Origin of the sequence: Variovorax flavidus (assembly GCF_030317145.1) — a bacterium.
GTDB classification, from domain to species: Bacteria; Pseudomonadota; Gammaproteobacteria; order Burkholderiales; family Burkholderiaceae_C; genus Variovorax; species Variovorax flavidus.
The window spans coordinates 1654907-1667988 of the sequence record NZ_JASZYE010000001.1 but is presented as its reverse complement, the minus strand read 5'-3'; the positions used below and the strand labels follow the sequence as shown (position 1 = coordinate 1667988).

At 66.2% G+C, this 13082-nt stretch carries 13 protein-coding genes; 8 read left to right on the top strand and 5 right to left on the bottom strand.

What is annotated here, in order from left to right; translation table 11 throughout:
- Positions 1–144: 144 nt before the first annotated feature.
- Positions 145–1062, top strand: coding sequence for an SDR family NAD(P)-dependent oxidoreductase (locus QTH90_RS08065; protein WP_286663948.1), 918 nt, complete (start codon positions 145–147; stop codon positions 1060–1062).
- Positions 1063–1111: 49 nt separating this feature from the next.
- Positions 1112–2269, top strand: a complete 1158-nt coding sequence (locus tag QTH90_RS08060) for an alpha/beta hydrolase (protein ID WP_444814713.1) — start codon at positions 1112–1114, stop codon at positions 2267–2269.
- 10 nt (positions 2270–2279) lie between these two features.
- On the opposite strand, the gene QTH90_RS08055 is transcribed toward QTH90_RS08060, so the two are convergent.
- Positions 2280–3404 carry an adenylate/guanylate cyclase domain-containing protein gene (locus QTH90_RS08055; protein WP_286663946.1) on the bottom strand — a complete coding sequence of 375 codons (1125 nt, stop codon included), beginning with the start codon at positions 3402–3404 and terminating at the stop codon, positions 2280–2282.
- Between the two features lie 179 nt (positions 3405–3583).
- Between QTH90_RS08055 and QTH90_RS08050 the strand changes: the two genes are divergently transcribed.
- Genes QTH90_RS08050 through QTH90_RS08040 form a run of 3 tightly spaced genes read left to right on the top strand, consistent with a single transcriptional unit; the run spans position 3584 to position 5957 of the window.
- Positions 3584–5116, top strand: coding sequence for a sensor histidine kinase (locus tag QTH90_RS08050; protein ID WP_286663945.1), 1533 nt, complete (start codon positions 3584–3586; stop codon positions 5114–5116).
- Positions 5113–5487, top strand: coding sequence for a response regulator (locus tag QTH90_RS08045; protein WP_286663944.1), 375 nt, complete (start codon positions 5113–5115; stop codon positions 5485–5487). Before QTH90_RS08050 ends, QTH90_RS08045 begins: the two co-directional genes overlap by 4 nt.
- A 20-nt stretch (positions 5488–5507) precedes the next feature.
- Positions 5508–5957 carry a desulfoferrodoxin family protein gene (locus QTH90_RS08040; protein ID WP_286663943.1) on the top strand — a complete coding sequence of 150 codons (450 nt, stop codon included), beginning with the start codon at positions 5508–5510 and terminating at the stop codon, positions 5955–5957.
- Between the two features lie 4 nt (positions 5958–5961).
- On the opposite strand, the gene QTH90_RS08035 is transcribed toward QTH90_RS08040, so the two are convergent.
- From QTH90_RS08035 to QTH90_RS08025, 3 genes are all read right to left on the bottom strand, one after another.
- Positions 5962–6672, bottom strand: a complete 711-nt coding sequence (locus QTH90_RS08035) for a carboxypeptidase regulatory-like domain-containing protein (RefSeq protein ID WP_286663942.1) — start codon at positions 6670–6672, stop codon at positions 5962–5964.
- 81 nt (positions 6673–6753) lie between these two features.
- Positions 6754–7113: an HPF/RaiA family ribosome-associated protein gene (locus QTH90_RS08030; RefSeq protein WP_286663941.1), complete on the bottom strand. Its 360-nt coding sequence runs from the start codon at positions 7111–7113 to the stop codon at positions 6754–6756.
- Positions 7114–7126: 13 nt separating this feature from the next.
- Positions 7127–8362 carry an acyltransferase family protein gene (locus QTH90_RS08025; protein WP_286663940.1) on the bottom strand — a complete coding sequence of 412 codons (1236 nt, stop codon included), beginning with the start codon at positions 8360–8362 and terminating at the stop codon, positions 7127–7129.
- Positions 8363–8512: 150 nt separating this feature from the next.
- Here QTH90_RS08025 and QTH90_RS08020 point away from each other — a divergent pair, with 150 nt between their 5' ends.
- Positions 8513–9409, top strand: a complete 897-nt coding sequence (locus tag QTH90_RS08020; RefSeq protein ID WP_286663939.1) for a LytTR family DNA-binding domain-containing protein — start codon at positions 8513–8515, stop codon at positions 9407–9409.
- Positions 9410–9471: 62 nt separating this feature from the next.
- On the top strand, positions 9472–10425 hold the full coding sequence (ylqF, locus tag QTH90_RS08015; protein WP_286663938.1) for a ribosome biogenesis GTPase YlqF: 954 nt from the start codon (positions 9472–9474) through the stop codon (positions 10423–10425).
- 9 nt (positions 10426–10434) lie between these two features.
- Here the strand turns inward: ylqF and QTH90_RS08010 are convergent, their stop codons facing one another.
- Positions 10435–11112, bottom strand: a complete 678-nt coding sequence (locus QTH90_RS08010; RefSeq protein ID WP_286663937.1) for an ankyrin repeat domain-containing protein — start codon at positions 11110–11112, stop codon at positions 10435–10437.
- Between the two features lie 226 nt (positions 11113–11338).
- Here QTH90_RS08010 and QTH90_RS08005 point away from each other — a divergent pair, with 226 nt between their 5' ends.
- On the top strand, positions 11339–13075 hold the full coding sequence (locus tag QTH90_RS08005) for a pyrroloquinoline quinone-dependent dehydrogenase (RefSeq protein WP_286663936.1): 1737 nt from the start codon (positions 11339–11341) through the stop codon (positions 13073–13075).
- Positions 13076–13082 lie beyond the last annotated feature (7 nt).

Below are 13082 nucleotides of genomic sequence, written 5' to 3'. Positions count from 1 at the left end.
AGGGGGCAGCGCTGGCGGACCGGCGGGGCCGGTTCCGCGGCGCTCTATGCATCTGGGGAGTACCGGGTCGCAGCGGAGACGAGGAGGGCGGGTTGTTTGGGGTAAAACGCGACGCGTCAACGACTCCAACGAAAGCATTCCGGCATGAGCAATCTCGATTTCAAGGGCCGCGTGGCCATCGTCACCGGCGCGGGCAATGGCCTGGGTCGCCAGCACGCACTGGCGTTGGCGGCGCGCGGCGCCAAGGTTCTGGTCAACGACCTCGGCGGTGCGCGCGACGGGTCCGGCGGCTCCGTGAGCGCGGCGCAGGCGGTAGCGGACGAGATCAAGGCGGCCGGTGGCGAGGCCATTGCCAATGGCGCTTCGGTCACCGATTTCGAGGCCGTGCAGGCCATGGTGCGGCAGGCCGTCGACGCATGGGGCCGCGTCGACATCCTCATCAACAACGCCGGCATCCTGCGCGACAAGAGCTTCGCGAAGATGGAGATCGCCGATTTCCGCCTGGTGATGGATGTCCACCTGATGGGTGCCGTGCATTGCACCAAGGCCGTGTGGCCGATCATGAATGAGCAGAAGTACGGCCGCATCGTGATGACGACCTCGTCGTCCGGCCTCTACGGCAACTTCGGCCAGAGCAACTACGGTGCCGCCAAGCTCGCACTGGTGGGCCTCATGCAGACGCTGAGCATCGAGGGCGCGAAGAACGACATCCGCGTCAATTGCCTGGCGCCCACGGCGGCCACCCGCATGACCGAGGACCTGATGCCCGAGGAAGTGCTCAATGCGCTCAAGCCCGAGGCCGTGGTGCCGGCGATGCTGGTGCTGGCCGCGCAGGACGCTCCCACCCGCGCCATCCTCTGCGCGGGCGCCGGCACCTTCGAGGCGGCGCACATCACGCTGACCCAGGGCGCCTGGATCGGCCTCGGCGCCGATGCGCCCGAGCAACTCGCGGCGCGGCTGGCCGAAGTGACCGAGCGCAGCGGCGAGATCGTTCCGCAGAGCGGTGCGGCTCAAGGCACCAACGAAGTGGGCAAGGCCATGGCGAACGCCCGTCGGCACTGACACACTGTCATTGCCGCAACGGCCGGCCCTCCAGGAGGACGTCATGACCATGGGTCCCGCACTCGATCCCTTGCCTCTGCCTCCGGGCATCCGGTCGCGATCCGTCGACAACAGCAACGGCCTGCAGATGCACATCCTGGAGGCCGGCTTCGAAACGGCCGACAGGCCTTGCCTGTTGTTGCTGCACGGCTTTCCGGAACTGGCCTACAGCTGGCGCAAGGTCATGCTGCCGCTTGCCGCGGCCGGCTATCACGTGGTGGCGCCCGACCAGCGCGGCTACGGGCGCACCACTGGCTGGCAGGAAGGCTTCGACGCCGATCTCGACGCGTTCCGCATGCTGAATCTCGTGCGCGATGCGCTCGGCCTGGTCGCTGCCCTGGGTCATCGCACCGTGGCCGCGGTCGTGGGGCATGACTTCGGCTCGCCGGTCGCCGCGTGGTGCGCACTGGTGCGGCCCGACGTGTTCCGATCGGTCGTGCTGATGAGCGCGCCCTTCGGTGGCGTGCCTCCCATACCTTTCGGCACGGCCGCGTCCGCGCCCGCGCCCGCGGCCACCGGCCCGAGCGCCATCGCCGCGCTGCTGGAGGCATTGCCCGGGCTGTCGCCGCCGCGCAAGCACTACCAGTGGTACTACTCGACGCGAGAAGCCGATGGCCACATGCGCCAGGCGCCGCAGGGCCTGCATGCCTTCCTGCGTGCCTACTACCACTGCAAGAGCGCGGATTGGCCTGCCAACAAGCCCTTTCGCCTGCAGGCGCTCACGGCCGAAGAGCTGGGAAAGCTGCCCACCTACTACGTGATGGAAGCCGACAAGACCATGGCCGAAACCGTCGCCGCCGAGATGCCGACCCCGGAGCAGATTGCCGCCTGCCGCTGGCTGCCGGAGGACGAGCTTGCGGTGTACGCCGCCGAGTACGCCCGCACCGGCTTCCAGGGCGGCCTGCAGTGGTATCGCTGCGGGACCGGCGGGCAGTACACGGCGGAACTGCAGACATGGGCGGGCCGGACGATCGACGTGCCCTCGTGCTTCATCGCCGGCCGGAGCGACTGGGGCATCTACCAGAAGCCCGGCGATTTCGAGGCCATGCAGGACAGTGCGTGCACGCAGATGACGGGCGTCCATATCGTCGGCGGCGCCGGCCATTGGGTGCAGCAGGAGCAGCCGGACGAAGTGAGCCGGCTTCTTCTTCAGTTCGTGCAGCGCTAGCCGCGAGCCTTCAATGCGTCGGCGCTTTCATGCCGCGCACGCTGAAGCAGTCGACGGGGCGCTGAAACCCCTTCAGGCTGAGTGCTTGTGGAGGCTCCACGTCGAGCATTGACTCCAATTGCGCATAGACAGGGCGTGAGATCAGGATCTGGTTGCCCGACGCTTCGCCGCACAACCGCGCCGCCAGGTTCGTGACCGTGCCGATCGCCCCATAGTCCCAGCGCCCATCGAAACCGATGGCGCCGATGGTGGCGAAGCCCTGCGCGATACCGATGCCCAGCCCCAGCGAATAGCCGCGTCGGACCCAGGCCTCGGCGATCGAGCCGATGCGTTCGCGGATCGCGAGCGACATCCGCACCGCGCGCTCTGCAGCGTCGGGGATGGGGATCGGGTCGTTGAAGAAAATCATCATCCCGTCCCCGCTGAAATGCTCCAGTGTTCCTTCGTGCGCGAGGATCAGCTCACCGGTCGCGGCGTGGTACTGGCGAAGTACGCCCATCACCTCCTCGGGTTCGGAGCGCTCGGCAAAGGAGGTGAAGCCGCGCAGGTCGAGAAAGACCACGGTGATCTCCCGCCGATGGCTTTGCAGCGGGTCCTCGGCACCGCCGCTGACGATCAGCTCGGCGAGCTGCGGCGAGAAGAAGCGCCGCAGCCGGCCGACCCGTTCGAGTTCGGAGACCTGTGTCGCGACGCGGCGTTCGAGCGACGCGTTCCACTGCTTCATCTCGTCGACCAGCGACTCGACGCGGTCGTGCAGGTCCTTGATGCGCAGCATCGAACGCACGCGCGCGGCGAGCGCGGCATGGTCCACCGGCTTGGTCAGGTACTCGTCGGCACCGGCTTCGAGGCCCGCGATGACGTCCTTCAGGTCCGCCATGGCCGTGACCATGATGATGGGCGTGAAGGGGAAGGCAGGGTCGGCGCGCAGGCGCCGGCACACCTCGATGCCGCCGAGCTTGGGCATCATCAGGTCGAGCAGGATCAGGTCCGGCGTGAGCTGCCGCGCAGCGGAAAGGCCTTCTTCGCCGTCGGCCGCCGACACCACCTCGTAACCCTCGCTGGCCAGCCTGGCCTGCAGAATCTTGACGTTGGTCGCGTTGTCGTCGACGATGAGGATGCGTGGTGGGGTTCTCATCGTCGTTCTCCCGGGACAAAAAATGTAGCGGCTTCGTGGGGGTTCCACAAGGCTGCAACGCCAATGGCGAGTGGTGCGGGAGCACTCTCCCTGGCCCCTGATGGAGCCTGGCCATCAAACTCGAACAGCTTGTAACGCGGGCGTTGAAGCGGTCACCCTTCGCTGGGCTGGTGCTTGGCGTGGCGCGTGTTCGTGCCTCGGTGCACACCAAGCTGCTGTTCGCCTTTCTCATCATCACGCTGCTGTTCATCGCGATGGCGGTCGCGAGCCTGCTGATCCTCGTGAACACCACCGGGCAGAGCCGCCTGCTCGATGAGGCACACGAGCGGGTCAGCTGGGCGCAGCAAAGCCAGCATGCGCTGGATCGGCAGATGCACTTCACCGCACTGGCGCTGCTGTCGAAGGACGAAGCCGCCATCGAACGCATCTTGCGCGAGAACAACCGCTTCAATGAAACGCTGGCCAAGCTGGACACCGCCGCGACTGCCGGGCAGAAGGGCCTGATCGGCCAGGTTCGTGCCTCGCAGGACGATGCCATGGGCGTGGTGGCCGACATCGCCAACGCGATTCGCGACGGCAAGCTCGAGAACATCACGACCGAATTGCTCCAGCGCGAGGAGAAGCTCGACGAGCAGATCGCACTGCGCATGGGACAGCTCGTCAATGTCGAGCAGGACCGCATGGCCCGGCTGCGCGAGAGCGTCGGCGCCGCCAACCGGCGGTCGCTGATCCTGACTTCCGTCTTCGCCGTGAGCGCGGTGCTGCTGGCGTGGCTGTGCGGATTCGTGATCTCCTGGTCGTTCATCCTGCCGGTGCGGGAGGCGCAAGTTTTCCTCGGCGATGTCGCGGCGGGAAACTTCGGGCGCAAAATTGCGGTTCCCAACCGTGACGAATTCGGAGCGCTCGCCGACCGGATGAACCACATGAGCCTGCAACTGCATCGTCTCGACGAATCACAGCGGCAAGCGGCCGCGAAGCTCGTGGACCTGAATGAGCAGCTCTCGCGTGCGAGCCAGGCCAAGTCGGAATTCCTGGCCAACATGAGCCACGAGTTGCGCACGCCGATGAACGCGATCCTCGGATTCAGTGAAATGATGATCGACGGGATCTACGGCACGGTGCCCGAGGAACTGAAGGAGCCGCTCACCGACATCCAGGTAAACGGCCGCAACCTGCTGCGGCTGATCAACGATGTGCTCGACCTCTCCAAGATCGAAGCCGGTCGGATGGAGCTGGCGCTGGGCGAGTATTCCGTCAGCGACGTCGTCAACACGGTTCGGACCTCGCTGCGTTCCATCGCGGCCGAGAAGGGCCTCGAGTTCACGGCCCATGTGCCGGACGATCTGCCGGTGGCCTATGGCGACAGTGGCCGCCTCACGCAGTGCCTGACCAATCTTGCCGGCAACGCCTTGAAGTTCACGCGGCAGGGTCGGGTCGACATCTCGGTCGAGCTGTGCGGCAGCGAACTCATCTACCGCGTGGCGGACACCGGCATCGGCATCGCGCAGCAGGAGCTCGACAACATCTTCACGGAGTTCCGCCAGGTCGATACGACCATCACGCGCGAGTTCGGCGGAACGGGTCTGGGGCTCAGCATCTCGAAGAAGTTCGTGGAGAGGCTCGGCGGCCGCATCTGGGTGGAGAGCGAACTGGGGCAGGGCTCCACTTTCATGTTTTCCGTGCCATTGCGCGCGGGCGAGGGGAGCGAATGAGCGAGCACACGATTCTTTACGTCGAGGACAACGAGTACAACCGCAAGATCGTGCGGCAACTGCTCAGCCGCTCGGCGTGCAAGCTGCTCGAAGCGGCCGATGGCGAGACCGGCGTCGCGCTGGCCCAGCAGCACCTGCCCGACCTCATCCTGATGGACGTGCAGCTGCCCAAGATGTCCGGCCTGGATGCCACGAAGCTGCTGACCACCGAAGAACCGACGCGTCACATCCCGATCATCGTGATCACCTCGTACGCGCTGAGCGGGGACCGCGAGAAGGCGATTCAGGCGGGCGCCTCCAGCTACCTCGCCAAGCCCTACAGCCCGAGCGAACTGCTGGCGATGGTGAAGCAGTTTCTCCCCGGCCTCTGACTTCACAGCGAGGAGCTCGCATGACGATGTCCTTTCGATACGCTGCCCGCCCGGCCGTCGTGATGCTGCTGGGACTCATGGCGGCCTGTTGCGCCGTCACGGCGCAGGCGCAGGACGACCAGGCCCAGCAGTTCACGCCCGAGTTCCGGGAGGTCCACAAGGGCTTCGATCCGAAGCACACGCCCAAGATCGTGGCGCCGGACAGCGTGAAGCGGGGTGCGTGGTTCAACGTCACCGTGAGCGTGGGCGCCGAGTCGCAGCACCCGTCGCTGCAGGAGCATTTCGTGCGCTACATCGCGCTCTACAAGGACTCGGTGGAGATTGCGCGCGCCTACCTGCACCCTGTGTATTCGTCACCGACGGTGACCTTCACCGTGGCGCTGGACGAAGGCGGCGCCTTGCGCGCGGTGGCCGAGCCGACGCATTCCTCCGCATGGGAGTCCTCCAGGAAGATCACTGTCGTTCCCTGAAGTCTCAGCGGCCCTTCATCTCTACAGTGACTTGCGCGGGCTGCTGGTCGCTGACGGCGACTGTTGCCTGCATCGTGCCAAGCCGCTCTTGCCAGATCTGCAACTGATACTGGCCCGGCGGCAGGTTGTCGAAGGCAAAACGTCCATCCGCACCGGTGACCGCGTAGAACGGGTGCGCAGAAACCACCACCCACGCCGTCATCCACGAATGCAGGTCGCAGTTGATGCGCACGATCTCCGGCTCGGCGAAGGTGACCGGAATCGTCCGGCCCATCGGCTGCGTGCGGTTGAACGAGACGTTGCGCTTGGGCGTGGCGTGAATGTTGTGAAGCAGGCGATCGCTGTTGAGGAAATCCACCGTGCCGCCCGTCGGGACGACCACGATACGGGGCACGAATGAGCAGCCCTTCTGATCGACTTCGACCTTTTCCGTCCGCGCCGGCCATACCGCACCGGCTGGCGGGTTCTCGATCCACACCACCGCGTTGCGGATCTCGCGCGTCGCGGAAACCTGGAGGTCGTCGGCGAGCTTCTCGTTGCCGCACAGGTACTGGTCGATGGTGATCGGCACCTTGGCCTGCGCGGGCGCCGCGCCGCCGAAGACGACCTTGCCCCGCATGCTGCCCGCCAGGCTAGGGCCCAGCAGGCCGCACGTCAGGAGCAGCAGGGCCAGGACCCGCGGAAACCGAGTTCCATTCAAGGAAACTCCCTTCATGTGCGACTGCATCGGCGTCGTGCAAAAAGAGTAGTCGACACGCGCCGAGGCCGTCAATACACCGATCAGTGGAGGAAGGCGCTATTCGACGACCGCGTCGCCGTCCTTGCGAATGGAATCGCGGTTGCGGTGGCCGTAGAGCCGTCCCAGAGTGCTGTCGAGTGCGCGCTTGAGCTTGTCGGATGCGCCGCGGAAAGCCTCGTCCATGTTGGGTGCGTGCTGCGTGACGGCCAGCGGCTGGTGATGGGCGAGTCGCGCTTCCATCACGCAGCGCTTGTCGGCCGCGCCGCTGGCGCCGTGGTTCTCGTCGCTGAGGTGGACCTCCACCCGGGTGACCTCGGCCACGAAGCGGCTCAGGCATTGCCTCAATTCGCCGTCGGCCCAGCGCTCCAGCGTGTCCTTGTTCTCGATGCCGTTGCTCGTGTTGACCTGAATCTGCATGCTGTGTCCCCTTTCACTTGCCTGATGGCCAAGGCCCTACTTTGCGCCCATAACGGTCCGGCGTACGTAAGCATTTGGGCAACGGCGCCGAGGTTCGAATGCCCACACGGCCGACTGGCTTGAGTCCGAAGAGCGGGCGCAGCCAGCGGAGCCGGCGGATGAGGCCATCCGTCAGTGCCCAGCATCCGAACAGGGTGATCGCGACCAGCAGGGCGGGTTCCAGCACGGGGCCGAGCCGCAGCGATGCAAGGGCGACGGCACCGGCAATGATCAGCGTCTGGTGCAGCATGTACCACGGGTAGACCGACTCGTTGGCCCATCCCAACCATGGCCAGGGGCGATTCAGGTGACGGTGCGCAAAGCCCAGGATGGCCGCGATGGCCGTCCACAGATAGGCCGCGCGCAGCACCCGCGTGGCCCAGGCGGCGACCTGGACGTCGGCGCCGCTCAGGCGCAACAGGACGAAGGCGGCAATGCAGGCGACCGCCAGCGCGAGCGACCAGCGGCGCAGCCGCGCCAGTTCGCGCCAGATTCCCTCGTCGACGCCCATCCAGTAGCCGTAGAGAAATACCGTGAAGTACAGCGCGTGCAAGTACCAGTCGTGGATCAGGTCGTGCGTGGCGGGAAAACGCGGCGACAGCACAAGCGTGAACACCAGCAACGGCAGGGCAGGGAGCACGAGCAGCCGCCAGCGACGAAGCCCCGTGAAGGCGCCGCGAAGACGCAGGATGGGCGCGGATCGCATCACCGGCGCCAGCAACGCCAGCACGGCGGTGTAGGCAAAAAGATAGGGCAGGTACCAGAGATGGTTCCACGTCATGGGAAAGTCCGACCCGTCGAATGCCCCTTTGGGCCACGGTCCGCCCATCAGATAGCGCGCCATGAAGGCCGCGAAGCCTGGCGCGACCAGCCCGTTGGCCACGCCCTGCGCGTAGGCCTGGTAGGGCACGATCACTGCCATGCCGAACACAAGCGGCAGCAGCAGCCGCACCGCCCGCTGCCGGATCAGGGTCAGCGGCGTCATGCCCCGGCTCAGGAAGCCGAAGGCCACGCCCGAGACCAGGAACACCAGGTCCATCCGCCAGATATTGACGATCACCATCGGCCACCGCAGCCATTCGGCCGCATGCGGGCTCTTGATATGCCAGGGCCAGCCGGCCACGTAGTACATCCCCACGTGATAGAGGATCAGCAGCAGGAACGCCAGTGCCCGCAGCGCGTCGATGTCGTGTCGTCGATTCGTCGTCATGCCATGCTCCTTGTGAACGCCGGTGCCATGGTCGGGCGCCCGGCCCGGCAGTAGGGCCGCCGAGTGACGATGCGTGGCCGGTTTGTGACGAACGGCGCCCGTGAGGGACGAAAAATCAGCCCTTTCGCCGGATTTCGTGAGAATCCGCGCATGAGCGAGCCCCGGATGAACCTGTTCGAGCGCTATCGGCCCTTCCGGCGATGGGTGGAGGCGGGCCTGTGGGTCCTGATCCTTTCGGTGCAGGCCGCCTTCGCCACGGTGGTCGCGGTGATCGACGCGCGAGACGCAGGGCACGGCACGGCGACCTGGCAGCCGGTGACCTGGGAGATTTCCAGCCACCTGGCCCTGCTGGCGCTGGTGCCGGTCCTCGTCGCTTTCGAGCGGCGTTTTCCGCTGAACCGGTCGACCTGGCGGCGCAATGCGGCGTGGCATGTGCTGGGCAGCGTGGTCTTCAGCCTGGCCCATGTGGCGCTGATGGTCGGCATGCGGCAGGTCGTCTATGCCTGGGCCGGTAGTCGCTACGACTTCGGCGACTGGCTGGCCCAATGGCCCTACGAGTACCTGAAGGACGCGCGGACCTACGCGCTGTTCCTGCTGGCGATCATGAGCTACCGGCTTTTCATGCTTCGCCTGCAGGGTGAGGCGCGCGTGCTCGATCCGCCCGAAGGCGGCGCGGAACCGGTGTTGCCGGGGAACCCCGGGACCGCCGATGTGTCCGAATCGCCGCCAAGGCCCGATCGTTTCCTCGTTCGCAAGCTGCGCCGCGAATTCCTCATCGCGGCCAGCGACATCGATTGGCTGCAGGCCCAGGGCAACTACGTCGGGCTGCGCGTCAACGGCCACGACTACCTGTTGCGCGCCACGCTGACGGACTTCCTGGCGCAGCTCGACCCGGCGCGCTACGCCCGCGTGCACCGCAGCTACGCGGCCAATCTGGACCGCATCGCCGAGATCGAGCCGCTCGACGGCGGCGATGCGCGCCTGCACATGCGCGACGGCACGCACATCCCTTGCAGCCGCCGCTACCGGCCGGCATTGCGCGCCTGAGGCGCTGCTCCGGCCCGGCGACAATCCACGGTCGTCCCCCGCAGAAAGAGAAAGACATCCCGATGGCCATCCAGTGGTTCCCCGGTCACATGCATCTGACCCAGAAGGCCATCGCCGAGCGCATCAAGGACATCGACGTCGTGATCGAGCTGCTCGATGCGCGTCTGCCCGGCTCCAGCGCCAATCCGATGCTGGCCGACCTCACCGGCCACAAGCCCGGGCTCAAGGTGCTCAACAAGCAGGATCTGGCCGATCCGGAACGTACCGGACTCTGGCTGGCGCACTACAACGCGCAGCCGGCCACGCGCGCCATCGGGCTCGATGCGAGCCAGACCACGCCGGCGCGGCAGCTCATCGACGCCTGCCACGAGCTCTCGCCACTGCGCGGCGGCATGGCCAAGCCGATGCGGGTGCTGATCTGCGGCATCCCGAACGTGGGCAAGTCCACGCTGATCAATACGCTCACCGGCAGCCGCAAGGCCAAGACCGGCGACGAAGCCGGCATCACCAAGCTGGAACAGCGCATCACGCTGGCCGACGACTTCTACCTGTGGGACACGCCCGGCATGCTGTGGCCGCGCATCATCGTCGCCAAGAGCGGCTACAACCTGGCCGCGAGCGGTGCCATCGGCCGCAATGCCTTCGACGACGAGGAGGTTGCGCTCGAACTGCTCGACTACCTGAAGCGGCACTACGCGGGGCTGGTGGAGGCGCGCTTCAAGATCGACCCCATCGAGGGCCTGAGCGACGAGCAGGTGCTGGAAGCCATCGGCCGCAAGCGCGGCGCGCTGCTGGGCAAGGGCCGGGTCAACCTGCAGAAGGCCGCCGAGATCGTGATGCACGAGTTCCGCAGCGGCAACATGGGCCGCATCACGCTGGAGACGCCGGACGAGTTCGCGGAGTGGCTCGCGGTCGGGCAGCGCGTGGATGCGGAGCGCAAGGCGAAGAAGGAAGCGCGTGCGCGCAAGAAGGGCACGGGGCGGCGCGAGGACGATCCGCCCGCCGAAGCACCGTAGCGGCCCGCCTCAGCGAAGGCCTGCCGACTGCACTGCATCGGCCTGGCCGGCCCCGCGCGCGATCTCGATCGCGGTGAGGCCGCGGTCGTCGCGCATGTCGGGCTTCGCCCCGCGCGTGAGCAGCAGCCGGACGGCATCGGCGTGTCCTTGCCCCGCGGCCCACATCAGCAGCGTCAGCTTGTGTTCGTAGGTGGCGTTGACGTCGATGCCGGCCGCAAGCAGGGCATCCAGCGCCGCCGCGTTCCCCTGGCCTGCCGCATACACCGGTGCCGACTTGTTCATGCGGTCGGTCGCGTCAGTGCGCGCGCCCGCGGCGAGCAGGCGCTTCACGAGTTCGGCGTTGCCGCTGTAGCTCGCTGCCATCAGCGGCGTGACTTGCTCGACCGAGGGAAGGTTCACATCGGCTTTCGCGTCGATCAATGCGATGCCGAGGGCTGCATTTCCCTTTTCGCAGGCAATCAACAGCGGCGTCTTGCCCAGGCGGTTGCGCGAATCGACCACCGCGCCGCGTGCGAGCAGTTCCTTCACCCGTTCGATCTGGCCCTGTCTCGCGGCGACGAGCAACTGGGCATTGGGGCTCGGATCGGTCTCCGGCTGTGCGCCGGCATGGATCGGAAGCATCGACATCATGAGCGCGCAACGCCATGACATGCGCGCGAAAAAGCGCATCGGGGCCGGTCTTTTCATGGCTCGGTTCTCCATCGATAAATGCTGCGGTGCACCGAAAGAATCTTCTATTCAGTGGACCTGATTGTGGCTACGCTAGCAAGCGAGGCATGACAGCTGAGCCGTCTCCGGACGGTCGGGTGCTGTTGCGGGCGCTTCCACCGCGCGCTGCACCTGCCTTGCGGGACCGGCTCCGGTTTCGCCGCGGTGGGCAATAAAAAGGCAAAAAGGCCTGAGGAGACCCGCGATGCTCAAGAAGTTCAAGACCACCCGCGACTGGAGCCGTGCGCTCGTTGCGATACCGGCCCTCGGGCTGCTGTCGACGGCGGCATTCGGCCAGGCCGAAGTGACGGGACAGGCCGCTGCCACGGGCACGCCGGTGCCGAAAACCATCTCGGTGTCTCAGAGCCAGCTCGACGCCGCCGACAAGGAAGCCGCCAACTTCCTGCACTCGAACATGAACTATGCGCAGACGCGCTTCTACCCGGCGACGCAGATCAACACGGGCAACGTCGGAAAGCTTCGGCCGGCGTTCACCTTCCAGACCGAGGTGCTGGAATCGATGGAGACCGCGCCCATCGTCGTCGACGGCGTAATGTTCATCACCACTTCCTACAACCATGTGTATGCGCTCGATGCCGCGACGGGCAAGGAGTTCTGGCACTACAAGCACAAGATGGGTCCGGTCACCACCTTCTGCTGCGGCCCGAACAATCGCGGCGTCGCGGTCATGGGCGACCGGCTCTACATGGGCACGCTGGACGCCAAGCTGCTTGCGCTCGATGCGAAGAGCGGCAAGGTGCTGTGGTCGACGCAGATCGCCGATCCCGAGTTGGGCTATTCCGAAACCATGGCGCCGGTGGCCGTGAACGGCAAGATCCTCATCGGCACCAATGGCGGCGAGTACGGCGTGCGGGGCTTCGTGAAGGCCTTCGACGCGAACGACGGCAAACTGCTCTGGACCTTCGACACCGTGCCTGAAAAAGGGCACGAAGGGGTGTGGGCCGCCAAGGACGCGACCCAGCGCGATCTGCACCGCGACATCGACGCCGAGAAGGCGCAGTTTGCCAAGGGCGGTGACTTCTACAAGACGCTGGGTGGCGGCGTCTGGATGGCGCCCGCCATCGACAAGGAAACCAGCACGGTGTTCTTCGTGGTCGGCAATCCGAGCCCTGACCTTTATGGCGCGGAACGCCCCGGCGACAACCTCTACACCGACTCGATCGTCGCGATCGACCTCAACACCGGCAAGTACAAGTGGCACTACCAGTACGTGCCTCACGACGTGTGGGACCTGGACGCCGTCTCGCCGGTGATCCTGACGGAGGCGAAGGGCAAGGACGGGAAGATGCGCAAGGTGGCGATCCACGGCGGCAAGACCGGCCACATCTACGTGCACGATCGCGCCACCGGCGAACTGATCCGCTTCAGCGAGGCGATGGTCCCGCAGGAGAACATGTGGGTGCTGCCGACCAAGGACGGTGCGCGCATGCTGCCCGGTGCCAACGGCGGCGTCGAATGGAGCCCGATGGCGGTCAATCCGAAACTGCGCCTGGCGTACGCGGCCAACCTGCACCAGCCGATGACCTATCACGTCGAAGAGGCCAAGTATCCGGGCGGCAAGCTGTGGCTGGGCGGTGCCTTCAAGGTGATTCCCTCCGAGCAGCAATCGGGACGGCTCGTGGCGGTCAACGTCGACAGCGGCAAGGTCGCATGGAAATTCGACACCGCGCAGCCCCTGATCGGTGGCGTCCTGGCCACGGGCGGCAACCTCGTCTTCAACGGCGAGGGCAACGGACTGTTCCGCGCGTTCGACGCCAAGAGCGGCAAGAAGCTCTGGGAATACCAATGCGGTGCCGGCGTGAACGCACCCCCGGTGTCCTACGCCGTCGGCGGCAAGCAGTACGTCGCCGTTGCAGCGGGTGGCAATACGCAGCTCGACTTCAAGCGGGGCAATTCGGTCGTGGTGTTCGCGTTGCCGTGACGCTCGC